This is a genomic window from Exiguobacterium sp. s194 (assembly GCF_018618275.1).
Taxonomy (GTDB): Bacteria; Bacillota; Bacilli; order Exiguobacteriales; family Exiguobacteriaceae; genus Exiguobacterium; species Exiguobacterium chiriqhucha.
Map to the genome: position 1 here is coordinate 119422 of NZ_JACSLT010000007.1, position 23981 is coordinate 143402.

Annotated in this window: 26 protein-coding genes and 1 tRNA gene; 9 read left to right on the forward strand and 18 right to left on the reverse strand. The window is 52.4% G+C overall.

The window, feature by feature from the left end; all coding sequences use genetic code 11:
* Positions 1-17: 17 nt before the first annotated feature.
* A complete protein-coding gene (locus tag KNP85_RS10370; RefSeq protein ID WP_214715536.1) occupies positions 18-827 on the reverse strand; it encodes a DUF368 domain-containing protein in 810 nt (269 codons plus the stop codon).
* 85 nt (positions 828-912) lie between these two features.
* The gene (locus tag KNP85_RS10375) at positions 913-1479 is read right to left on the reverse strand and encodes a GNAT family N-acetyltransferase (RefSeq protein ID WP_241764610.1); all 567 of its coding nucleotides are present in this window, start codon (positions 1477-1479) and stop codon (positions 913-915) included.
* Positions 1480-1576: 97 nt separating this feature from the next.
* Here KNP85_RS10375 and KNP85_RS10380 point away from each other — a divergent pair, with 97 nt between their 5' ends.
* Complete coding sequence (locus KNP85_RS10380; protein WP_021065266.1) at positions 1577-2329, forward strand: sugar nucleotide-binding protein; 753 nt, start codon at positions 1577-1579, stop codon at positions 2327-2329.
* A 20-nt stretch (positions 2330-2349) separates the two neighbouring features.
* On the opposite strand, the gene cypC is transcribed toward KNP85_RS10380, so the two are convergent.
* Positions 2350-3597 (reverse strand): CYP152 family fatty-acid peroxygenase CypC, encoded by a 1248-nt coding sequence (gene cypC, locus KNP85_RS10385; RefSeq protein WP_353048049.1) that lies wholly within the window; start codon positions 3595-3597, stop codon positions 2350-2352.
* A gap of 79 nt (positions 3598-3676) precedes the next feature.
* Here cypC and KNP85_RS10390 point away from each other — a divergent pair, with 79 nt between their 5' ends.
* Entirely contained in the window at positions 3677-4036 is a 360-nt protein-coding gene (locus KNP85_RS10390; protein WP_021065264.1) for a potassium channel family protein, read from the forward strand.
* Between the two features lie 18 nt (positions 4037-4054).
* Here the strand turns inward: KNP85_RS10390 and KNP85_RS10395 are convergent, their stop codons facing one another.
* Positions 4055-5413, reverse strand: coding sequence for an alanine/glycine:cation symporter family protein (locus KNP85_RS10395; RefSeq protein ID WP_021065263.1), 1359 nt, complete (start codon positions 5411-5413; stop codon positions 4055-4057).
* 129 nt (positions 5414-5542) lie between these two features.
* Positions 5543-5818: a membrane protein insertion efficiency factor YidD gene (gene yidD / locus KNP85_RS10400; protein WP_082665786.1), complete on the reverse strand. Its 276-nt coding sequence runs from the start codon at positions 5816-5818 to the stop codon at positions 5543-5545.
* Positions 5819-6016: 198 nt separating this feature from the next.
* Here yidD and KNP85_RS10405 point away from each other — a divergent pair, with 198 nt between their 5' ends.
* A complete protein-coding gene (locus KNP85_RS10405; RefSeq protein ID WP_058765705.1) occupies positions 6017-6799 on the forward strand; it encodes a pyrroline-5-carboxylate reductase family protein in 783 nt (260 codons plus the stop codon).
* A 37-nt stretch (positions 6800-6836) separates the two neighbouring features.
* On the opposite strand, the gene KNP85_RS10410 is transcribed toward KNP85_RS10405, so the two are convergent.
* The 6 genes from KNP85_RS10410 to KNP85_RS10435 all read right to left on the reverse strand — a co-directional run bounded on the left by KNP85_RS10410 (position 6837) and on the right by KNP85_RS10435 (position 9716).
* Positions 6837-7541 carry a DUF554 domain-containing protein gene (locus tag KNP85_RS10410; protein ID WP_021065260.1) on the reverse strand — a complete coding sequence of 235 codons (705 nt, stop codon included), beginning with the start codon at positions 7539-7541 and terminating at the stop codon, positions 6837-6839.
* A gap of 159 nt (positions 7542-7700) precedes the next feature.
* A tRNA-Val gene (locus KNP85_RS10415) sits at positions 7701-7773 on the reverse strand.
* Between the two features lie 87 nt (positions 7774-7860).
* A complete protein-coding gene (locus KNP85_RS10420; RefSeq protein WP_029596076.1) occupies positions 7861-8418 on the reverse strand; it encodes a GNAT family N-acetyltransferase in 558 nt (185 codons plus the stop codon).
* A gap of 67 nt (positions 8419-8485) precedes the next feature.
* On the reverse strand, positions 8486-8800 hold the full coding sequence (locus KNP85_RS10425) for a DMT family transporter (RefSeq protein WP_021065258.1): 315 nt from the start codon (positions 8798-8800) through the stop codon (positions 8486-8488).
* Positions 8797-9126, reverse strand: a complete 330-nt coding sequence (locus KNP85_RS10430) for a DMT family transporter (protein ID WP_029596077.1) — start codon at positions 9124-9126, stop codon at positions 8797-8799. Before KNP85_RS10430 ends, KNP85_RS10425 begins: the two co-directional genes overlap by 4 nt.
* A gap of 11 nt (positions 9127-9137) precedes the next feature.
* Positions 9138-9716: a TetR/AcrR family transcriptional regulator gene (locus KNP85_RS10435; protein WP_021065256.1), complete on the reverse strand. Its 579-nt coding sequence runs from the start codon at positions 9714-9716 to the stop codon at positions 9138-9140.
* Between the two features lie 126 nt (positions 9717-9842).
* Between KNP85_RS10435 and KNP85_RS10440 the strand changes: the two genes are divergently transcribed.
* On the forward strand, positions 9843-10625 hold the full coding sequence (locus KNP85_RS10440; RefSeq protein ID WP_214715538.1) for an alpha/beta hydrolase: 783 nt from the start codon (positions 9843-9845) through the stop codon (positions 10623-10625).
* 41 nt (positions 10626-10666) lie between these two features.
* On the opposite strand, the gene KNP85_RS10445 is transcribed toward KNP85_RS10440, so the two are convergent.
* Positions 10667-11905 carry an aminopeptidase gene (locus KNP85_RS10445; protein WP_214715540.1) on the reverse strand — a complete coding sequence of 413 codons (1239 nt, stop codon included), beginning with the start codon at positions 11903-11905 and terminating at the stop codon, positions 10667-10669.
* A gap of 113 nt (positions 11906-12018) precedes the next feature.
* Here KNP85_RS10445 and KNP85_RS10450 point away from each other — a divergent pair, with 113 nt between their 5' ends.
* The 3 genes from KNP85_RS10450 (at position 12019) to KNP85_RS10460 (ending at position 16084) form a co-directional block, all read left to right on the forward strand.
* Entirely contained in the window at positions 12019-12426 is a 408-nt protein-coding gene (locus KNP85_RS10450; RefSeq protein WP_021065253.1) for a YkvA family protein, read from the forward strand.
* Positions 12427-12513: 87 nt separating this feature from the next.
* The gene (locus tag KNP85_RS10455; protein ID WP_021065252.1) at positions 12514-13380 is read left to right on the forward strand and encodes a YitT family protein; all 867 of its coding nucleotides are present in this window, start codon (positions 12514-12516) and stop codon (positions 13378-13380) included.
* A gap of 100 nt (positions 13381-13480) precedes the next feature.
* A complete protein-coding gene (locus tag KNP85_RS10460; RefSeq protein WP_251136281.1) occupies positions 13481-16084 on the forward strand; it encodes a putative bifunctional diguanylate cyclase/phosphodiesterase in 2604 nt (867 codons plus the stop codon).
* Between the two features lie 40 nt (positions 16085-16124).
* Here KNP85_RS10460 and KNP85_RS10465 read toward each other — a convergent pair whose 3' ends face one another.
* Positions 16125-18194, reverse strand: a complete 2070-nt coding sequence (locus KNP85_RS10465; RefSeq protein ID WP_251135300.1) for an alpha-amylase family protein — start codon at positions 18192-18194, stop codon at positions 16125-16127.
* A gap of 165 nt (positions 18195-18359) precedes the next feature.
* On the opposite strand from KNP85_RS10465, the gene KNP85_RS10470 reads away from it, so the two are divergent.
* Positions 18360-18980 carry a CHASE3 domain-containing protein gene (locus KNP85_RS10470; RefSeq protein ID WP_236355795.1) on the forward strand — a complete coding sequence of 207 codons (621 nt, stop codon included), beginning with the start codon at positions 18360-18362 and terminating at the stop codon, positions 18978-18980.
* Between the two features lie 35 nt (positions 18981-19015).
* Here KNP85_RS10470 and KNP85_RS10475 read toward each other — a convergent pair whose 3' ends face one another.
* Positions 19016-21049 carry a heavy metal translocating P-type ATPase gene (locus tag KNP85_RS10475; protein WP_214715542.1) on the reverse strand — a complete coding sequence of 678 codons (2034 nt, stop codon included), beginning with the start codon at positions 21047-21049 and terminating at the stop codon, positions 19016-19018.
* A gap of 104 nt (positions 21050-21153) precedes the next feature.
* The gene (locus KNP85_RS10480; RefSeq protein WP_021065247.1) at positions 21154-21528 is read right to left on the reverse strand and encodes an ArsR/SmtB family transcription factor; all 375 of its coding nucleotides are present in this window, start codon (positions 21526-21528) and stop codon (positions 21154-21156) included.
* Positions 21529-21674: 146 nt separating this feature from the next.
* On the opposite strand from KNP85_RS10480, the gene yhfH reads away from it, so the two are divergent.
* The gene (gene yhfH, locus KNP85_RS10485; RefSeq protein WP_021065246.1) at positions 21675-21833 is read left to right on the forward strand and encodes a protein YhfH; all 159 of its coding nucleotides are present in this window, start codon (positions 21675-21677) and stop codon (positions 21831-21833) included.
* 34 nt (positions 21834-21867) lie between these two features.
* Here the strand turns inward: yhfH and KNP85_RS10490 are convergent, their stop codons facing one another.
* From KNP85_RS10490 to KNP85_RS10500, 3 genes are all read right to left on the reverse strand, one after another.
* Positions 21868-22212, reverse strand: coding sequence for a fluoride efflux transporter FluC (locus KNP85_RS10490; RefSeq protein WP_029596084.1), 345 nt, complete (start codon positions 22210-22212; stop codon positions 21868-21870).
* Positions 22209-22613 (reverse strand): fluoride efflux transporter CrcB, encoded by a 405-nt coding sequence (gene crcB / locus KNP85_RS10495; RefSeq protein WP_021065244.1) that lies wholly within the window; start codon positions 22611-22613, stop codon positions 22209-22211. Before crcB ends, KNP85_RS10490 begins: the two co-directional genes overlap by 4 nt.
* A gap of 89 nt (positions 22614-22702) precedes the next feature.
* On the reverse strand, positions 22703-23905 hold the full coding sequence (locus KNP85_RS10500; RefSeq protein ID WP_021065243.1) for an ornithine--oxo-acid transaminase: 1203 nt from the start codon (positions 23903-23905) through the stop codon (positions 22703-22705).
* Positions 23906-23981 lie beyond the last annotated feature (76 nt).

Below are 23981 nucleotides of genomic sequence, written 5' to 3' on the forward strand. Positions count from 1 at the left end.
CGGGCGTGCATGTTTGGTTAAACGGAGAAACGTCCAAGTAGACGGACGATGATGAATCCAGCGAAGAACGAGAAGATACTGAGTATCCACATGATTGTCGTGTCCGGCAGACCTGGGAACACGACCGCAAGCGAGCCGATGACCAACCCGATGATGACCGAAAACGTCATGCCCGGAAAATGACCGAGCAAATAGCGAATCACTTTACTGCTGACGATAAAACCGACGGCCACTCCAAGACCGACGATGCCGATAATGAGCAAGTTCAAGTTCGACAACGCGCTGATGACGGTCGGATACACCCCGATCAAAAGCAATACGAATGAGCCACTGATTCCCGGCAACAACATCGCCATACTGCCGAGCCATCCTGAGAAGAACAAGAGAATCGTCGTCCCTGTCGAGAGTTCCGTGATGATCGCCGTATCTGCTGGTTTGATGATTGCCATGCTGGCCACAAGAATCGCTCCGATGACCATCGCGACGATATGCACCGGTCGCATGACGGCTCTCGTTCGAAATTCAAAGAAGAGCATCGGGATAATCCCGAGAATCAATCCGATGAAAAAGAACTGGGTCGGTTCATAATATTCGAGCAAGAGGAACTCAATCACGCGGCTGAGTCCTAAAATCGCCCCTGCCATTCCAATCCCGAGCGGAATCAAGAACAACAAGTGCTGTTTCCAATGCCGACTGAAGATACCACTGATTGCTTCAATCAAACGGTCATAAATTCCTAAAATGACTGCAATCGTCCCGCCGCTGACGCCAGGAATCAAATCACTCGTTCCCATCGCGATGCCGCGCAACATATTCTTCCACTCCATACACAATCTCCTTTTTCTCTCTCAATGTGATCAAGCCTATAGTATAGCCGAGTCCCGATCGGTTTGCATCGGTTTCGTGACGTGTTCAGGCGTTCTCGCTTACCGTAAACGTCATATAATCGAACCGTCCCCCGGATATCTCAATCTCTTTCTCTTTCATAAAGCCGAGACGTTCATACAATCGACCTGCTGCCGGGTTCGTCTGATCGACGTTGAGCGTGACGCGAGGAATGTTCATGGCACGCGCATGAGCAATCGCCTGTTGAATCAAGCCCGTCCCAATCCCGCGTCCGCCGAACGTCGCGTCGACGGCGACCGAGTCGATATACAGGACGTCGCCTTCCGTTTCGACATCCAACTCGTCGGGCTGACCGTTTGTCCGGAGCCAAGCTTTAATCGGTTCGTCGAGCATTGCCGCCTGCTCGCCGTGATACGCAATCAGGATGCCTGCAATCGTCGCATCGGATTCGGCCACCCATATGTTCTCGTAGCTCAAGCGGTTGCCAGGCTGACCAATCCACATCGCGAGTCGATCGAGCACGTGCTCTTGATCGGATGTGCCGGTCAATGAATAGGCGATTTCATGAATCGCCGTATAGACGAGCGGTGCAATCTGCAACTGATCGTCCGGTGTCGCTTTTCGAATATTCATCATTATCGCCTCCACTCAACAGTCTAGCATAAAGCTGTCCACAAAGGGTTTGTCAGTTCGTGAAGTGTGGGATGATAGAAACAAAAGGGAGGAATGCATGATGAAAGCAATTTTGACTGGTATGAACGGGACCGTCGCCCCCGTCGTCGCCGAGACGTTAACGCGGCATGGCATCGAGCCCGTGGCCTGGGACCGAACGAAAGTATCGACCACAGATGAGGCCGAGATGCGACGTTTCATCGAATCGGTGCGTCCGAACTACTTTCTTCATATCGGGATGGGTGCCGTCGAATGGGCCGACACGCTAGCTCGGCTATGCGGAGAATATAAGATTCCATTTCTCTTCACGAGCACCGTCTCGGTGTTCTCTGACAACGTGACAGGGCCAATCACACCGGACATGCCTCCTGACGCGACCGATGAATACGGGGCTTATAAGCGGGCCTGCGAAGAGACGATTGCCCGGACCAATCCTGGTGCCCAAATCGTACGGCTCGGTTGGCAAATCGGGCATCGTGCCGGTTCGAATAACATGATGGATTATTTCGAGAACGAGATGAAACGACATGGCGTCATCGTCGCGAGTGCCCACTGGTATCCGTCTTGTTCGTTTTTGGAAGACACGGCCGATGCCTTGTTCGAGATTTTGACGAAGCGCGGGCCCGGCCTGTACCAATTGAACGGTAATTCGAGTCACTCTCTGTATGACATCGCGATGGCGCTCAAAGAGTCACATGATACGTCGTGGCAAATCGAACAGACTGATGAACCGAAACGTGATAATCGAATGGTCGATACGAATATCACGATTCAACCGATTACAAAACGGTTAGCGTTACACACGAAATGAGTCGCCCGCGGGCGACTCATTTATTTGTTCTTTCGAATTTGATTCAGCACGAAACGGCTCTTCGGTAAACTCGGCAAATCGACAAAGCTATAACTGAGGTCTTGCGGCGGCACCTCGTAACGGTAACGTGTTAGGAACACGTCGATCGTCTCACGCATGATTGCAATCGTCACGTGCTCCCCCGCACAGCGGTGTCCGAAATCGACATCCCCGCCACCTTGCGGAATGAACGTGAACGGACTTTCCATCCAGTCTTTGAACCGATCGGGGTTGAATGTATCCGGTTCCGCCCACAAGGAAGGATCATGATTCGTCCCATATAAGTCGAGCAAGACGAGCGTCCCTTCTTCGAACGTAAATCCGTTCCACTCGAAATCTTGCTTGACCCTCGCAGCGGTCACGGGGAAAAATGGATAAAAGCGTCTCACTTCTTGGACGAACCATGTCGGTTCGGTCTCACAACGAACCAATCGATCCCGCGCTTCTGGAAATTGGTGGAGCGCCAATACAGTGAACAACACATAAATCGAGACGGCAACGGTCGGGCGCAATATATTGATCACTTCGACAGCAACGACGTCGGCCGGAAGCAGATGACCCGCTTCATCCCGATGCCAAGAAAATTCATATAACGCTGTTTGTTCGTTTGGGAGAAGCCGGTTCTTCCGCACTTCTTCGACCATGCCACGCACCCACGCCTCGGCCGAGGAGCGGGCCGCTCGCCCACGAACATGTTTTGGTCCGAGCGCAGTCCCAGATTCAAATAGCAATCGCATCTCGTCCGTCCGGCGAGCTACTTCGCTTTCACGGAGCGGGACCCCCGCCCATTCACAGACGGCCCGCATGAGAACTTCTTGCGCCGTGTCATAGAGCACCGTCTCGTCAGCCGACGCGTCGAGCGCCCGTTCCCACTCCCGGCTGACGAGCTTCGTTAACCGCTTGATATTTTGGGGGAACATGAGCGCCATGAACATCTGTTTGCGATGTGTATGGGCCGAGCCGTCTAACGTCTGCACCCCGTCCTCACCGAATAGTGTTTTCAGCAACCGTTTCGGTGCCGCATCTTTGCGCACGAACTTGTCCGCGTCATAAAACAAGGCTGCCGCCTCGCCGCCTCCGAGACAGATGACTCGTTCGCCGAGCAAGCGTGTTTCAAACAGATTGGACTGGAAGCTCTTCCGGCGGTTCGGGACGTATAAATATCCTTCCCGTAGGAACGCCAGGCTATGATCGAGCCCTTCTTCTTTTGGAATCAGTCGTGTCATCATGATCATCCTCTCCAGTTTTGCTATAAAGGATGTTCCCCTGTTGCTAGCGAACAAACCTATAGGGAAAGGAGGAAATGAAATGCTATCTTTCATCTTGACGTTCCGGCGCATGTTCCGCGGGATTTGGCGTGGCTTGAAGGATGCGGAGTTTCAAGTCTTGTTCAGTCTCGCCTTCCTGACCATCCTCTCCGGGACACTGTTCTACTCACGCTTCGAAGACATGCGTTGGCTCGATGCCCTGTATTTCAGTGTCGTCACACTCACGACAATCGGCTATGGGGATTTTGTCCCGACGACCGATATCGGCAAAGTGTTCACGATCGGCTATGTCATCACGGGTGTCGGTATCATGGTCGGTTTCATCACGAAAGTGTTCGACCATCTTCAACAAGCACGGCTCGAAGAGGTTCGCAAACGAAATACGCCACCGTCCCCGTGAGGATGGTGGCGTATTGGTTTAAGAGGCTTTTCGATTTCGATTTTCGAGTTCGAGCTGTTGATTGAATCGCTTCGTCTCAGCAATGACGACACCCGACAAGAACAGTAAGCCAATCAAGTTCGGGATGGCCATCAAGCCGTTGAACACGTCCGAGAGCGCCCAAACCAAGTTGAGGTTCGTCGTCATCGCACCGAGACCGGCAACGAGAACGAACGCAATCCGATAAGGAAGAATCGATTTTTGACCGAACAAGTAATGAATCGACCGTTCCCCGTAGTATGACCACCCGAGCACCGTCGAATAGGCGAACATGACGAGTCCAATCGTCACGATATAACCGCCGGCCGGTCCAAGGAATTGCTCGAACGTCGCCGTCGTCAATTCGACCCCCTCGAGGCCCGAACCGATTTGACCGCCCATGACGAGCGTGATTCCCGTGACAGAACAGACGATGAGCGTATCGAGAAACACTTGCGTCATCGAGACGAGCGCCTGACGTCCCGGCATATCCGTTTTAGCAGCCGCTGCGGCAATCGGCGCCGAACCGAGACCTGCCTCGTTCGAGAAGACGCCGCGCGCCACACCGTAACGAATGGCGGCCCCGATGGCTCCGCCACCAATTGCTTCGGCACTGAACGTGCTGCTGAAGATGAGGGCGATGGCATCCGGAATGAGCGTATAGTTCATCACCATAATCAACAATCCGCTGCCGAGATAAAAGACGATCATGACTGGTACGAAGTAACTGACGACGCGACCGATTGATTTGACACCGCCCAAGATGACCGCGCCTGTGAAAATCATAATCAAGATACCAGAGACATACAACGGCACGTCAAAGGTCGTCTTGAGCGCCATCGCGACCGAGTTCGTCTGCACCCCGTTCCCAATCCCAAATGCCGCGAGCGAGGCGAATCCTGCGAATGCGACGGCGAGCCAACGTTGCTTCAAGCCACGTTCTAAGTAATACATCGGCCCCCCGGCCATTTGTCCGCGTTCATCGGTCACCCGATATTTAACGGCGAGCACGGCTTCGGCGTATTTCGTCGCCATACCGAAAAATCCGGATACCCACATCCAGACGATCGCCCCCGGTCCACCGAGCACGACCGCGGTCGCAACCCCGACGATATTCCCCGTACCGACGGTTGCTGCGAGCGCCGTCATGAGCGCTTGGAAGTGACTGATATCCCCTTTCGATGTTTTGTCTTGATTTTTAGAAAACGCGAGCTTCAATGCGTACGGCAACTTCGTGACTTGAAGTCCCCCGAGCCGTACCGTCAAGTAGATGCCTGTCCCCACAAGCAAAATCAATAACGGTGGTCCCCACACAAAGTTCGAAATCGTACCGATGAGTTCACTGAACGATTGACTCATATTGAATTCCCCTTCCCCTTATGTAATCGTACACCTCTATTTTTTCAGAATACTTAGAAGATTGTCAAAAGTATTGTAATAAAACAACAATTTGATTTTTAAGCTGTATCTAAAACAGCGAGCCGCCGGTTAGACGTCTCGCTGAGAAGGGGGTTTTTCACGTTGTAAAGGGGCGCGCCAATCAAATTCATCCGGCACGTAGTCGAGTCCGCCTGAATGAAACGGTTGGCATCGCATTAAGCGGCGAGTCGTCAAATACCCACCTTTAAGGGCACCATGCTTTTCAATCGCCTCGATTCCATAGTGCGAACACGTCGGATAAAAACGGCAAGTCGGCGGTTTCAACGGCGAGATGAACCGTTGATACCCTTGAATCCCCCGCACTAACACTCGTTTCACTCTCATCGCCTCCAGTTTGATTACTGCCATAATAGCTTGCCCGGGCCAGCTTGTCATCTATGGCGCATGCGACAATCAAATGACAAATCGCTCATCTTTTTTTCCTTTGTTTTACAATTTGAGCACGATGGGCGCTATTTGTTGCGTCATTTGTTATGATAAGCAACATGTATACGACCGAATCTATATGAAGAGGTGACGAGAATGAATATTTTAATGGTAGGTGCAGGATCGATGAGTGAGTCACTCGTACGCGGATGGCTTGCCTCAGGTGTGTTGCCTGAACAAATCACGATGACGAACCGGAGTGACCGGACCCGTTTGACAGCGTTACAGGCCGAGCTCGGCGTGCAAATCGTCGACGAAGAGGATGTCAACGCGTATGACATCGTCGTCCTCGCGATGCAACCGGACGGAGTCATTCCTTACGTGCAATCTAAAACGTGGAGCACACCGCTCCTCGTCTCCGTAGCAGCTCATATCGAACCGAGCGAGATTGAAGAGGCGTCAGGTCTCCCTGCCGTCTGCGCGATGCCGAATACCCCAGTCGCTTATCGGAGCGGGATGACCGGACTCTGGTTCGGCCCAGAGACCGATGATACGGTCCGTGAGACCGCGACGGCGCTGTTTGAACGCGTCGGACGGACGGCCGTGACGGATGCGAAGACGATGTCCGCCTTCATGGCTGCCGCCGGATGCAGCCCCGCTTTCTTTTATGAAATCGTCGGTTCGATGACGCCCGTCTTGACCGATGCCGGTTTCGATGAAGCGACGGCGCGCCAAATCGTCGCCCAGGCGATGAAAGGATCGGCTGAACTGTTGCTTCACGAGACACGGCCGACGAACGACTTGATTGCGGACGTGGCCGCGCCAGACGGTCCGACCGACCGCGGTGTCGGTGTGCTCCGCTCGCGCGATTTAGCAGACGTCATGGCTTCTGCCCTTCGCGAAAGTGCGAGAGAAGAAGTCGAACAACCGAAGAATTGAAAAAATCCGAGAAACGCATCGCGTCTCTCGGATTTTTTTATTGGACGATATGTAAAATCGAGACGATGACCGCGACCATCAAGATTCCCGGCAATAAGTTCGCGACACGAATCCGCGTGATGCCGACCAAGTTCAACCCAATCGCGACAATCATGACACCACCGGTCGCCGTCATCTCTAAAATAAAGTCATCCATGAGCGACTCCGGGATGAACTTCATGATTTGAATGGCGAGCAAGGCGATTGCCCCTTGGTATAAGAGAACCGGGACAGCCGAGAACATGACCCCGATGCCGAGCGTCGAGCTGAGGACGAGTGCCGTGAAACCGTCAATCAATCCTTTCGTATAGAGGACGTCATGATCCCCGCGTAATCCGCTGTCGAGCGCGCCGATGACGGCCATCGCCCCAATGACGAAGATGAGCGTCGCCGTGATGAAGCCCTCGGCGATACTTGACTTGCTCTTGCCCCCGAGGCGGCGTTCCAATTGATAGCCGACCTCGTTCAACTTCTCATCGAGCTTCCACCATTCGCCGAGTGCGGCCCCGATGACGAGACTGCCGATGACGATTAAAAAGTTCTCACTTTTCATCCCCATTTGAACGCCAAGCAAGACGACGGCGAGACCGATGGCTGCGGTGACCGTCTCTTTCATTCGTTCGGGGATGCGGTGAAACAAGAGTCCAAGTAATGTGCCAATCACGATCAACGCCGCGTTGACGATTGTTCCGGTTAAGACCATCGTATAATTCCCCGTTTCTGTATGTATTGAGAGGAATATACCAACTGTTTATGTAGGCTGTCAATTGAAAGAAAAACAAAAAAAAAGCCACTTCTCGCAAGAAGTGGCGTCGCGGAAACCCACGTTCCTATGGGTTTCGCATCGGGTTTGGCACCCAAGTGATTCTGACTGGGCTCGAACCAGCGACCTCTACCCTGTCAAGGTAGCGCTCTCCCAGCTGAGCTACAGAATCAGGTCGTGTCCTCTCTTAAGGACACTATTAATATATCAAGAAACTAATGCCTTGGCAACTGTTTTTTAAAACTTTTTTTTACTTTTTTTAACGCGTCATTTCTTCCCGTTTCATATGGCGGCACAACCGTTCTAAATCACCGGCATATACCGAGACGAGCATGCCTTGATATTCGGTATCCCGATCCCAATGCAGTCCGTTCGCTTTCGCGACCCGTTGCGATGGGACGTTATCCGGATGAATCAAGGAAATGATCTCTTTCTCACCTTCTTCGAACGCATGACGCATGAGACGAGCCGCTGCCTCGCGTCCGTAGCCCATATGCCAATGCTTCGGCGCCAACCAATATCCGACTTCAAGTTCAATCGTGCCGTCGAGTTCATGGAGCAACGTGCCGGCATGACCGATTGGCTCGTCATTTTCATGCGACATCAATTTGAGCAACCCGGTTTGACGACCCGTCTGATAGCGGGCCAACTGGCGCTCGAACCATTCGATCGTCTGTTCATCCGTATATGGCTTTCCATCCGGGCTAATGAAACGCATCACGCGCGGATCTTGGAGTAGCGATTTCACGAAATAAAAATCAGCAATCGTGTAAGGTTCGAGTCGTAGACGCTCGGATTGCAGTTTGATATGACTCATCGTCCCCGCCCCTTTCGTTCACAGTCTGAACTATTCAATTCCCGTTTTTATTCGAAGCTAATCCTGATCACGCGACAACTTTTAATCCGATGACACTCCCGATAATAAGCAATAAGAAGAAGATACGCCACCGGTCCCGCGATTCGTTCAAATACAGCATGCCGAGCACGACGCCGCCGGCCGCCCCAATCCCGACCCAAATCGAATATGCCAGCCCGAGCGGGAGCGTCTCGAGAGAGCGCGACAACAAATAAAAACTTAAGGCAAACGTTCCGACGGACAAGATCGACCATTTAACAATCTGATAGCCTTTCGATTTTCCCATCCAAAAGACCGCCATCATCTCGGCAAGACCCGCGCCAATCAAAAATACCCAACTCATGCCGATTCTCCTCCTGTCACTTGTTTCAGTCCAATCACACCGATGAGGAGCGTCGCGATAAAGACGAGCTTCATGCCGGTCAGCGCCTCATCGAACAAGACTGCACCGACGATGACCGTTCCGACGGCCCCGATGCCGGTGAACACTGCATAACCGGTCCCGGCCGGTAACGTCCGGAACGACATCGCCAACAACCCAAAGCTCACAACTAATAAGAGAACGGTCACCACGCTCGGACCGAGCACCGTGAAGCCGTTCGACAGTTTCATCGTCGTGGCCCAGACGATTTCAAGCAGGCCGGCTAGAATGAGCCAAACCCAGGCCATTTGATCTTGTTTCATGTCCATCCGACTCCTTTCTTATAGATGGTGAATGCGGCCTGTTGCCGCTTGACGCGATTCGTCTCGAGCGTGAAGAGTGAGATGAGCGCGCCGTCGAGAAAACAATAGTAGGCATCGTAAACGTCCTCGAGCGACTGTTCGGGTAACGCCCCTTGCTCCATCGCCAATCGAAACTGTTCTTTCTCAAACGCTTGCAAGTCCGTCTCGACCGACCCGAGCGTCGTCTCGATGAACAATCGCAATTCAGGCGGCGGGACGAGCAACATCCGCTTCGTCAGCATCCATGTCTCCTCTTCTTCAAAGAAGCGAATCAACGTCTCGACGATGGCCTCGATCCGTTCGAGCGGTGCCGCGCCCTCAGTGGCGTCCCGCGCTTCTCGCCAGACGCGATCGTAACGATCTGCCATGTCCTCGACGACTTGTTTGAACAATTGCTCTTTTCCTTCGATATGGGCGTATAGCGACGCTTTCTTAATGCCAACATCCTCGGCGAGTGCCGCTAATGATAGTCCTTCATACCCTTCAAGCGCAAAGCGCCGCCGTGCCGCCAGCTCGATTCGTTGTTTCGTATTCATCCGTCATCGACCCCTTTCTTCATTATCACTTTACCTAACGAACGGTAGGTAGTCAAGTGTCGCGATTGCATTTCTCGTCCACACCCGGCAAACTAAAACCAGTTGACTGCGAAAGGAGCGCTTTATATGCTCGACCAATTCAGCTTCACCTTACCGACCGAGGCCATACGTGGCCGGAAGCGGATTGTCCGTGTCTATCGTCCCGACTTCGTGTCGGCTGACGAACGAATCCCGGTCCTCTATATGCACGACGGTCAAAACGTGTTCGACGGCAAGACCGCCACGATCGGCGAAGGTTGGTCAATCGACCGCCACATCGAGGACTTGCAATTGCCGCTCATGGTCGTCGCCATCGCGAGTGCCCCGGACTGGCTCGACCGCTACGATGAGTATTCGTTTTATGAGGATGAGATGCTATATCGCCGAATCGGGCCGGAACTCGCCAAGACACGGCCCACGCTCGGCGGGAGAGGTCGGGCTTACGCCGACTGGCTCATGAAAGAGTTGAAGCCGTGGATTGATGAACGCTACGCGACCGACCCGGACAACGTCGGCGTGATGGGCAGCTCGATGGGCGGGGTCATCTCGCTCTATATGATGACGGCCTATCCGTCCATCCGGCGCGTCGGCTCGCTCTCGACAGCCGCTTGGGCCAATCTCGACTCCCTCATTCGGGATGTGAAGCAGGCCGATGTGACGGCGCGTCTCTATATGGACATCGGGACGAACGAGACGAGCGGACCGATCACGCCCGAGGATTACCTCTATACGAACGCGAAACTCGTCGAGACGGTCGCGCGAACAGGGATCGCCTTCCGCTATGAAGTCGAGCCCGGTGCCGTCCATAATGAAATCGCGTGGCGGCGTCGGCTACCGAACGCCCTCGCCTTCCTCTATGAATTGACATAAAAAAGAGACGAATTCCACGAAGGGATTCGTCTCTTGCTTGATTAAATGACCCAGTTGCCGTCACGCATGATGGCTTCGCGTGAACCGTCTTCGAGTTCGCCGTCGATGTTCATCTCGGCCGAGCCGATCATGAAGTCGACGTGTGTCATCGAGTCGTTCGCACCGTTCTCGGCGAGCTCTTCAGCTGACATTTGCGGTCCGCCTTCGAGACATGTCGAGTAGGCGCGTCCGAGCGCCAAGTGGCATGATGCGTTCTCGTCGAACAACGTGTTATAGAAAAGGAGACCCGAGTTCGAGATTGGTGAGTCGTCCGGCACGAGCGCAACTTCTCCGATACGACGCGCCCCTTCATCGAGGTTCAACAACTCATCGAGTGCCTGTTGGCCTTGTTTCGCTTCCGCCTTCACGACTTTCCCGCCTTCGAACCAAAGCGTGAACCCATCAATCAAGTTGCCGCTGTAGCTGAGCGGTTTCGTGCTCGAGACGTGTCCTTCGACCGAATCTTTATCAGCGAGCGTGAACACTTCTTCGGTCGGCATGTTGGCGATGAAATCGACGCCGTCGATGTTCGGACCGCCGCCGCCAAGGAAGACGTGCTTTTTCGGCAAGCCGATCGTCAATTCCGTGCCCGGTGCCTTGTAGTGGAGCTTCGCATACTTCTTATTCGTGAGTAATGTCGCTCGTTCACGGAGCGATGCGTCATGCGTATCCCACGCCGCAACGACATCCGGTTGGTCCATTCGCGTCGCTTCGAAAATCGCTTTCCAAAGGGCCGGTACAGCGTCTTCACGGTCTGGGAAGACTTTCTTCGCCCACGCTTCCGAAGCGCCAGCGACGATTGACCAGCTGACGTTGTCGCTCATGACGTATTTACGCCATTTGGCAAGTGCCACGCCGGCAGCACGATTCGAGTCCGCGATGCGTGATGACTCAACGCCGTTCAGTGCGTCCGGGTCGTCGCTGACGATTGATAGGAAGGCTGTCTTCTCTTCGGCCAATTGTTCAAAGCGTGCCTTGAGCCATTCCGGGTATTCTTTGAAGGCATCCGCCGGGGCGTTGAAGTAACGGACTTTCGTCGTCTCTTCGTCGCTCCAGTTGACATACACTTGTTTCGCGCCAGCCGCGTAAGCTGCTTTCACGATTTGACGGACGAGCGGTGCTTGGCTAATATCAGCTCGGACTTCGAGCTGTTGGCCCGGCTGAATGTTGACGCCTTTTTTGACGGCAAGCTCAGCGTAGCGGGCAAATTCTGCCTCGGTCGGCATGGTTACAGTAGACATATGTACAGTTCCTCCTTTTTCACTTATTTCTATTTTCTTAAATTTTCGGAAAAGTTGCAACCAAATCGCAAAAACGGGCATATTAGTAGATGAAGACAGAAGGAGGAATATACATGTCAGATTGGAAAACGACGTACACACACTTTTTAACAAGCGCGACCGAGGACTATACCAACAAAGAAAAATTGGGTGACCTCTTGGTCCAAGGTGAACTCGCTCTCGCTAAAGTGACAGTCGATGTCGCGTCAAGCGAGATTAGCAATATCGAACGGGAAGAAGAACTGACGCTCTACTTCCAAATGAAACAATTGCTCAATATGTTGCGCGCCCTCTATAACGACCAGTTCGAGATGCAGCCAGACAAACAGCATGCCCTCGTCGCCGCCGTCCTCTACTTCGTATCCCCATTCGATGCGATTCCGGATGACGCTCCGCTCGGCTTATTCGATGACGCTCAAGTCATCGATTACGTTCATGAACAGCTCGCAAGTGATATCGACCGCTTCCATAATGAATTGTAATCATTCGACGCTTGAAATTCCGACATCGTCGGAGTACGCTTGAATGAGTTTATTTCAAAGGGGGCGTATGGCGCCTAGCCATTATCTATGTACGCAAAAACTAGAAAACGGATCGCCGTCGAGACGACCTTGTTCATCATCGCCGGAACGATTCTACAATCGATTTTTGTCGGTCTATTGCTCAAACCAAACGAAATCGGGTCCGGGGGTATCGTCGGGATCACGTTGATCGTCAATGAACTGTTCAACACGCCGATTGGATTCACGCAACTCGTCTTGAATATCCCGCTCTTCATCGTCGGGATTAAATATCTGGGGAAACGGTTCATTCTCATGACCGGCCTCGTCGTCGTCTTATCATCCATCTTGATTGACACGTTGCCCGTGCTCATCCCGCCGACACCGCTCGATGACCCGCTCGTCGCCTCGGTGTTCAGTGGGATCGTTTCCGGCCTCGGGCTCGCCCTGCTGTTGTTCGCAGGCGCTTCGACCGGAGGACTCGACATTCTCGGGAAAGTCATTTATACGAACAACCGGAACTTATCACTCCCGAAAATCTTTTTGACACAAGATATCATCGTCTATATCCTCGTGTTCATCACGTTCGACATTAAAGCGGTCATGTATGCGCTCGTTCTCAGTTTCGTCCGGTCGCGGACGTTGTTGACGATTCACCGGTTCTTCTCGGCGCAGAAGCAGTGTTTCATCATCTGTAAGAAAGCCGATGAAATCAACCTTGTCATCAAGCAGAACTTGAAACGCGGCGTCACGATTATGGACGCGACCGGCGGTTACTCGAACGACTCGAAGAAGATGTTGTATGTCGTCGTCCAGAACAACGAAATTCCAAAACTGCGTCAAATCGTCTCCGAGATTGATTCAGAAGCGTTCGTCACCGTCTCCGAAATCGATTCGGTCGTCGGTAACTTCAAAGAACATTCGTATACACTTTAATCGACAGCGAGTTGCTGTCGATTTTTTTGTGTAACAAACGCATGAACAATCCGATAATAATGGTGAGCCTCTTAGACATATACAGAAGGAGGTGCATGAGTTGACCAACCACTCGTTGCGCCAAACAGTCCCCGCTTTGCTCGTCGGGACCTTTTTTCTCGGACTTTTATTGATTCTGTTCACCCCTTACGCCTTGAGAGAGACGAGTTTGTTCGTCTATTTCACGGCGGTCACTCTCATCGCGACCGTCTTCAGCGCGACGGCCGTGTTTCAAAATCGTGGGATGCGACGCTACATACATTTACTGATTAGCGCCGGCAATGTCTGCTTCATCGCTTATTTGGTCGGACACCATTTTGGCGCATCGACAGCAATCAACCATATGCCGTTCATTCAGAACTTTTTTTATTTGATTATGTCGCTGATTGTCATCACGCAATCGATTGAAATTCGGACATTGAAACTGCGAACATTCGACATTTTCGCCTTGTTCAGCTTCGTGTTGATCGGGGCGTTGCATCTGTTCATTTATTCGAACGACGGTGGGCGTTATGCGGCTCACTTGAACGGGTTTGAAGAACAGATGGTGTTGATTAGTCTCTACATGATGCTCGGCTTCCTGTACTTGAATCGCATCACCTCGGTCGGCCAAACGTTCCGTGTGCTCTTGTTGATCGGCATTCTCGGCTTCACGACCGCCTCGATTTTGAACCAATTGCTCATCTTCAACGGCATCGGCCATGAGTTGGTGCACCTGCTTCAAGTGAGTAGCATCTTTATCATTTCAATCAGCTACGTGTTCGATGAATCGAGAGAAGATGCCCTCGTCTATGACTCCGTGTTCGACTACGTCGTCTATAGCGCGATCGTCATGCTATTCATGCTCGCCTCGGATCGGCTGCTCGGCACATCTGTGCTCGACTCGATGACGGCGAACGCCGTCTTGTTGCTGCTCATCCGTCAGTTCGTCGTCGCCAAACAAAACGCATTGATCAGTCACCGTTTACATACCGTCAATACCGACCTCGAAGTCGCGGTGACGACGAAGGCGCATGAACTCGAGGTCCGCGAACAACAGTATCGCTCGCTATTCGCCTATCATGCCGAACCGATTTTCTTGTTCGACCTCCATGGCGAAGTATTGTCTGTGAACGTGGCCGGCAGCTCGGTGCTTGGTCATGATACGGAAACGTTGATTGGCTCCAACATTTTAGACATTATCGAACAAAAAGACCGGTCCGCCTATGCGACCGTGTTGCACGATTTAACGAACGGTCGCCCCCGGACGCTCGACGTCGATGTCGTCACCGAAGACGGGGCGAAACGGGTGTGGCAGTTGATGAACATTCCGATGATTATCGACGGCGAAGTCGAAGGCATCTATGCGATCGTCAAGGACATCACGCAAATGATCGTCCAACAAGAACAGATTTATTATCAAGCGAACCATGACAGTCTGACCGGGCTTCATAACCGCTACGCCCTGCAAGAACAGATTGAACGGCTGATCGCGGAAGGACGTCCGTTCTCGCTCATGTTCTCCGACCTCGACGGTTTTAAAGAAATTAACGACCAGTTCGGCCATCATATGGGTGACGAGTTGTTGCAACATATCGGTAAACGTCTGCGGGGCGCCTTGTTGCCGAACGAGTATGCGGGCCGGCTCGGTGGTGACGAATTCATCGTTGTCGCCGAGCATGACGACGATGAGATGCTCGTCGAACGGTTACGGCGCTCCGTCTATCGTCCGCCGTACTTCATGGGCGGGACGCTCGTCGAGATTCACGCGTCCATCGGTATCGTCCGCTATCCTGAACACGGTTCGACGCTCAAGCATTTGCTGTCGAACGCCGACCTTGCCATGTATAAGGCGAAGGACAAAGGACGCAACGAGACCGTTTTGTTCGCTCCTGAATTACGGGCCCACAAAGAAGAGCGCAAACTGTTGATGGAAGGGCTTGATACCGCCCTCGAGAAAGGCGAGATCTCACTTTATCTTCAGCCTCAAGTTGACGCTTCGACGAAAGCCATCATCGGGGCCGAGGCGCTCATGCGTTGGCAACGAGATGGCGTCTTCATCCCGCCAAGCCAGTTCATCCCGATTGCCGAAGAGACGGGGCATATCCATGATCTCGGCCGCTGGATGATTCATGAAACATTCCAATTGATGTACGCATTCGAGCAAGGCGATATCGATTTACCAAAACTATCGGTCAACCTATCCGTCCGCCAACTGTTCGATGAGCACTTAATCGAATATTTGACGACGTTATTCGAACGGTTCCCGATTGAACCTGGCCGACTTAACTTCGAGTTGACCGAGACGGTCGCGGCCCATCAATCCGACCGCGTGTTGACACGGATTCTCGAGTTGAAGGCGCTTGGCATCAAACTGTCGATCGACGATTTCGGTACCGGCTACAGCTCGCTCGCCTACCTCGTCCGCTATCCAATCGATGAGCTGAAAATCCCGCGCGAGTTCACGATGCAACTCGAAGAAAACCGGGAGTATCAGACCGTCACCGCGACCATTGTCGCGATGGCCCGGCAACTCGGGATGGCGCTCGTCGCTGAAGGTGTCGAGACCGAGTATCAAGAGAATTTCTTACGGAAAATCGGCTGTGATTCGATGCAAGGCTATCGCTATGCGAAACCGATGCCACTCGATGAGTTTGTTATTTACTATATGAAGCAGACGATGTAACGAACATGCCCCGAACCGGTATCCGGTTCGGGGCATTTGCTTATTTCATCTCATAAATCTTCACTTCGCCCGGCTTCAAATCGACCCACAGGTCCCAATTCTCGTCGAACGAATGCTCGGCGTACGGCCATGACGTCGGTGAGTACACCATCTCGGCGAAACGGCTCGCGTTCCAGTTGCGGCGTCGTACCCCGTCGAGCGGGACTTTCCCTTGCAACGGTTGGTGCATATCCGTATTGGCCACGACGAGAAGCGTCTCGTTCGTATCCGGACGCAACCAAGCGAGACCGATGAACGGCGCATGCATATGTGCCATGGCGAGCGGTTCGAAATGACTCGGGTTGACCAGGACGTCCAACCAACGACGACGCACCTCGGCCACTTGATGCATCAGTTCGATCATCTCGTCTCGCTCGGGATGATCCCAATGGAACTGGTACGCATCGAAGAAAGCAAGCTTTCCAAAGTATGGATCGGTCGGGAAGAGTTGATACGCTTCTTCCGGTCGGCAGTCGAGCCCGGTGTTCATCGGCTGTGTCTCATACAGTTCGAGTCCAGAGTTCGTCATCGGGACGCCGTTCGGTACGAAGCCGTTCAAGACGGTGAGCAAGCGACTCGCCTGCCGTCCCCCATCTCGTGTCGCGATACGGCGCGTGTCTGCCGTTTCTCCGGCCGCAAACACCGGTAACGGTAAGAAGCGCGAGTCATAAACGAACTGGTGCGTCTCATGTGTATCAAAGCGTGGCTCTTTATAGAACCCGTACCCGATAATCATGTTATAGCCCGCTTCTTTCGCCGCCCACGCACCGATTTCAATCAATTCTTCAGCGATGAAGCTGAAGTTGGCGTCGAGTTCACGCGGTTGCTGTAGAATCCGTTGCGCCAAATCGACCGGCAAGGCGTGCCCCATGTCGATGCGAGCTCCATCAATCCCATATTCACGCTGATAGTGCGGAATGATGTCGGCGAGCATCGCCCAGAGCGGCTCGTTGATTTGATCGCCTCGGAATTGATTCGATTTGATCGAGTCGAACAAGATATAAGGTGCCAAGTTCGCTTCGCTCACGTAAGGTGCTGCCGCTGTCGGGTGGTCCAAGAACAGACGGAAATACGTCACATCTGACCATGGTGGCTGCGGATCATTGATGCAATCGGAGAAGGCTGGAGCGGTCGTCAAGCCGAACTCGCGCTCGATGACGGCAAGCAAGTTCTCTTCTGGATGCTCGAGCAAGTACGCTCTCACCGTCTCCCACTTGTCCGCATCGACGAGATTCGGTGCCATCGAGAAGCGACGTAAGTGCGCCCAGACGTCTTCTGACCCATAAATCATAGGTAAGAAAGCATGCTCTGGTTTCACGTTCTCACCAATTCCTGGTACGTGCGGCGGATGATAGTAATCGAGTTCGGTCACCGGAATCCAATAAAACCATTCCGGATTTTCGAGAATGAGTCGGTTGTCACGAGCACATGTACGCGGGATGACATCGATGACGACACGAATCCCCACCATGTGACATGCTTCGACGAACGCCGCGAACTCTTCTTCGACCGTCAAGCCGTCTCCGGTCAACGTCTCTTTCAGTTCCTCATCGATTCCAAAAAAATCTTGCACGGCATAAGGAGAACCAAATTCGCCTTTTTTGTTTTTATGACTGTGTTGCGAGATTGGCAATAAGAACAATGTGTCGATTCCCATATAAAGGAGATGCGGAATCAACGCGAGCGTTTTGACGAACGTCCCTGTGTCTTTCATGCCGATCGAGTTCTCCATTTCGACATAACCTGATCCATCATGATCCCATGATGTCGACGTCCGGACTTGCATCGAGTAGACCGAGGCCCGCTTGATCCAATCGCCGCCAGTTTGCAAATATCCGTCCGCTTGGGCGACCGATTGATGGTAACCCCGTCCGTCGACCGCATGGGGAAGAATAGCTTTTTCAATCGTCTCGATCAAGAAATCATACGGATTGACCCGTTCGACCCCATCACGTACAGGCTCTGAAGCGAATTGCAGCCGGTTCCATAACGTCGGAATCTCATAATGGACGTTCGTTCGTTTATCTTTCAAGACTTGGTGCAACTTGATTAACGATGAGTTCTCTGGCATGTGTATTCTCCTTGTGAATAAAATCGTTCCTCTATCATTGTAAACGATATCAAGAAACGCATTACTATATATTTATACCTTTACCCGATTTTTTCCTTTTCCAAAAAAATATTTTGCGGTGAAATCAGGAAGTATTGTACGATGTTTACAGAAGGAGGGATGACCATGTCCCAACGAAAATGGCTGACCGTACTCATTTCGTTATCCGTCTTATCCATCCTCGTTCTCGCTAGTTTCGCCTTCCAACTTCGCGACACGACAAGGCAAATCGAATCGATTCACGGTCAACGTCTCGACTCGTATGACGCCATCGAGGATATCATGTATTTCAACATCGAACGAGCCAACGCCATCCGTGGTCTTCTCGCCTATGAAGACCGGCGCTTTTTAGAATCGTATTACAGTATGTCCCAGCAAGCAGAAGAATTGAAAACATCCATTGCGAATGATCCCGGCACTCCGAGCTCACTCATCGATTTGCTCCATCGCGACGGGATTTGGGAGCAAGGGGCTGATCAAGTGCTCGTCCTCTATGAAAGGGGCGACATCGAAGCCGCGACCGACCTCGCTGAAACGATGACTGATCAACGTCAAACGATTCTCGAAGATTTGCGTGCCTTAAAAAAGATGCAGTATGACGACATCCGCAAACAATTGATTGCGACGGAGAATCAAATCGATGTGCTGATGCAAGCGCTCACGTCCATCGCCATCCTCCTTAGCGCTGCGATTATCGTCATTTTATTTTTGATTTTCAAAACACGCAAAAAGAACCGACCCCAGTGAGTCGGTTCCCAGCCTCGAGCATGCTCGAGGTTTTTTTATTTGGCGTGAATCAATCGGGCGGCATTTCCGATAGCGAGTAAGGCGACCCCGACATCGGCAAACACGGCTTCCCACATCGAGGCGAGTCCGAATACGCCGAGTAAGAGGAAGAGCGCCTTCATCCCGAACGCGAACGTAATGTTTTGCCAGACAATCCGTCGTGTCTTTTTGCTCAAATCAATCGCCGCCACAACATCGTGTGGGGCATCATTCATGAGAACAAGGTCAGCTGCTGCGACCGCAGTATCACTACCGACACCACCCATCACGAGTCCGACATCAGCACGCGCAAGCGCCGCCGCATCGTTCAAGCCATCACCGACAAAAGCGACCTTGCCGGTTGTTGCCAACCGCTCGACTTCCGTTACTTTTTGATGTGGAAGCAACTCGCTGTACACTTCATCGATGCCAATCGCTGAACCGACGGCATTCGCGACTTCTTGCCGATCACCCGTCAGCATGACTGTCCGATATCCGTATTGTTTCAACGCACGAATCGTCTGTTCCGCATCCGCCTTCACTTCGTCCCTCAACTCGATTCGTCCGAGCCAGCGATCATTTTTCACGACATGCACAATCGTCCCCGACGTCTCCGTCGGGATCGAGCAGCCCAATTTTTTCATATAGCGGGCACTACCGACGTAAATGCGGTGTTCACCCTCTATAGCCATCAGTCCGTAACCCGGCTCTTCTTGGATTGTTGCGAACGGCGCGACCGGACCGGCTTGCTCGACGATTGCTTTTGCAAGCGGATGCGTCGAAGCCATCTCGACTCGGGACGCAAGTTGGAGCAACTCGTCCTTCGTCAATTCTCCATTCGTCGCGATATCCGTCACTTCAAAACGTCCCGTCGTGAGCGTTCCGGTCTTATCAAAGATAACCGTCTCAACTTCGGCGAGGACGTCCAAATACTCGCCGCCTTTCACTAAAATGCCACGCCGCGAGCCAGCACCAATTCCACCGAAATAACCGAGCGGAATTGAGATCACTAAGGCACACGGACAACTAATGACGAGGAAGATTAAAGCCCGGTACACCCACTCCTCCAAATTTCCGACAAACAATGGCGGGACAAACGCGACCACAGCCGCTAAAACGACGACGATTGGCGTGTACACTTTGGCTAACCTTGTAATCATCTGTTCCGTCTTCGCCTTGTTCATGCTCGCCTGTTCAACGAGGGCAATCATCTTTTGAAGACTCGACTCCGCAGCCGGTCGCTCGACCCGAACTTCGAGCCGCCCTTCGAGGTTGATCATGCCGGCCAATACGTCTTCACCAGGCCCGACTTGGCGTGGCAACGACTCTCCTGTCAGAGAAGCCGTATCCAGTGAGCTGTCCCCTTGTAACACCTGACCATCCATCGGCACTTGTTCACCAGCCCGCACTATGATGACGGAGCCGACCGTTACGTCCTCAGGTCGTTGCTCAACTTCTAGCCCCTCAACAAGAACGCGTGCGCGTGTCGGTTTCAAATTCAATAGCGATTGAATCGACCGCCGTGAAGCGTGGACCGCTTTCGCTTGGAAATACTCACCGAGTTGATAAAACAGCATGACGGCGACCGCTTCCGGATACTCCGAAATCGCAATCGCACCGACCGTCGCAATCGTCATTAAAAATTTCTCATCAAACCATTCCCGATGCCATACGTTACGAAATGCGGCATAGACGACATCATAACCCGCAACCACGTAGGCGATTCCGTACACGACAAGCGAATCGGTATACAGACCGACGAGCAGGAATGCGAATGCAATCCCGAACCGCCATAACAAGCGACTCGACATAGGTACTTCCTCATCATCTTTCACAAAATGAGCACCCGGTTCAATTCGCGCCATCGACGCTTCGATAGCCCGTAGCGTCTCCGTATGATCCTTCGAATCATTCCATTCGATAATCATTCGACTTGTCGCAAAATCAATCTGACAAGCGGCGACACTGTCCTCTCCCGTCACACTCTTCTCGATTTTGGCGGCGCAGTTCGTACATGTAATCCCTTCGACGGGCAATGCATCTCGTTTCATCTTAATTTCGCCCCTTTTATATTCAAACGTTCATTTGAATATATCGTAACGCGGTCGCCTCACAATTACAACCGAAAAAAAGCCGACTGGAATCCCAGTCAGCCTCACGTGTCTGATTCAGTCTCATCTTGCTCGGCGCTATGGGCCATCGCAATCTCGACGAGCAACCGGACGTGGTCATCGTCGAGCGAATAATAAACGACTTTTCCATCCTTTCGATATTTGACAAGTCCTTGCTCGAGCAATGTCCGTAAGTGATGGGACGCCGTGGCATTCGAATGTTTAATCACGGCCGCCACGTCACAGACGCACAGTTCCGCTTCGAGCGTGAGCACGTAGAGCACTTTAAGTCGGGTCGGATCGGCGAACGCTTTGAATAATCGACTGACCCGCGTCGCATCAAGATCGGTCAACGCTTGTTGTAATACCCCGACATCCTCATTCTGAATGGCAATCGTTTCGCATTGGGGTGCTTTCATCCATCTCACCTCATTTTCTATACTCTCATTCTAACAAAATCCGATTTATAAATCTGTTATATATTATTGTTGACTTATCACCCTCTGTTATAATACAATCAAAACAACATAACAGCTACGTTACTTAAATAAAGGGGGCAGTTATAATGAATGAATGGGCAAGCCGACTTGAATCTTCCGTCGAATTTTATCGGAAGTTACCGGACAAGACGTGTCAAGAGTGCGGGAAACAGATGGATGAGCAGTGCGAGTCTTACGAGAACACGTGCCCATCTTGTGCTGAAAAACTCCAACTTAGCGAATAAAACAATCCCTCGGAAACGTGTTCCGAGGGATTTGTCATGGCAGATGATAACCGAGATAGGCCGCCAGCAGACCAAGTACATAGGTCGCAAGCAAATACATCCCGAAACGAAGCCAGTCTTTGGCGACGAACCGCATCACTTCGAGCTTGAACGTCGAGAACGTCGTGAACGAACCGAGAAAGCCGACACCGAGTCCGAGCATGAGCGACGGGCCGGCACTCGACGCATATAAATAGCCGAGACAAAACGACCCACTCACATTGACGAACAGCGTCGCCCACGGGAACATAGATGTCGTCCATGTTTTGACGAGCTGACCAATGCCAAACCGTGCCATCGCTCCAAAGAACGCCCCCAGCATAATGATGGCGATCGTCATCGCACCACCTCTTCTCGCCTGAACTGTTTGAACCGACGCCGTCCGAACCAAAACCCGAGCCACGAACTGAACAGACCGAGCATAAGGCTTAGTGTCACGTAGAGCAAGGCCATGCCAATTGCGCCGGACTCCAGCAACTCAATCGTCTCCACACTGAACGTCGAGAACGTCGTGAACGAGCCGATGAATCCTGTTCCGACCGCGGTGACGACACTCGGGGAGAGTCGTCCGGACCGAAACAAGAAGTGTGTCAGCCAACCGAGCGCGAAACTGCCTGATAAATTGATGAGCAGCGTCCCGAGCGGAAACATACCGACCCAAAACGTCTCGATGCCCGTGCCGATCCCATAACGTGCCAAGGCTCCTAGCGCTCCTGCCAAACCGACGTATACATATAGCATCGCCAGGCCTCCCTTCAAAAAAACACCTGCCGCGCGCACGTCGCGAGACAGGTGTTGAGTCTGTAACCATTATACCAAGCGATGCGTGATCACGAAATAGCTGCTGGTGCGAACACGGCCGAGATGGCCTCGAACGCCTCATCGAGCTCCTCTTTCGTGATGACGAGTGGTGGTGCCAATCGAATCACCGTCTCATGTGTCTCTTTGCAGAGTAGGCCACGTTCTTTAAGCGCCTCACAGTATGGACGGGCTGCTTCCGTCAATTCGATCCCGATGAACAGACCGCGACCGCGCACATCTTTAATGAGCGGATTGTCGATTGATTTCAAACGGTCCATGAAATATGTCCCGAGTTCGAGAGAACGTTGTGGCAACTGCTCTTCTTCTAACACTTCGAGTGACGCGATCGACACGGCCGCCGCGAGCGGATTCCCTCCGAACGTCGAACCGTGTGAGCCTGGATTGAATACACTCAAGACGTTTTCATTGGCCGCCACACACGATACCGGGAACACGCCGCCCCCGAGCGCTTTTCCGAGAATATACATATCTGGCTCCACATCTTCCCATTCGATGGCGAACCATTTACCTGAGCGACCGAGCCCTGACTGAATCTCATCGGCCACAAATAACACGTTATGCTGTTGGCACAGTTCACTGGCTCGTTTCAAGTAACCAGCCGGTGGGATGATGATGCCGGCTTCGCCTTGAATCGGTTCGACGATGAACGCCGCCGTATTTTCAGTGATGGCCGCCTCGAACGCATCGATGTCACCGTACGGCACGACTTTAAACCCTGGCAATAGCGGCCCGAATCCACGTTGGTATTCCGCTTCTGTCGACATCGACACCGCCGCCATCGTCCGGCCGTGGAAGTTGCCCGAGCAGACGATGATTTCCGCTTGACCTGGGATTTGTTTCACTTCATACGCCCAGCGCCGCGACGCTTTGACAGCCGTTTCGACTGCTTCCGCACCCGTATTCATCGGCAACACCATCTCTTTGTTTGTAAGCGCTGCCACTTTTTTGTAGAAACGACCGAGTTGATCATTGTAAAACGCACGTGACGTCAGCGTGATTTTATCGGCTTGGTCCTTAAGCGCTTGAATGATTTTCGGATGACAATGACCTTGGTTGACGGCCGAATAGGCACTCAACATATCCATGTAGCGATTCCCCTCTGGGTCTGTCACCCAGATCCCCCTCGCTTCCGAGATGACGATTGGAAGTGGATGATAATTGTGCGCCCCGAATTTCTCTGTCAATTCAATCACTTCTTGTGTCTTTGACATTTGATTTCCCCCTTATCAAAAAACTATCTTACTCCTTCAGTATATGATGACCGTCTTTCTTTTGACAACGACCAAC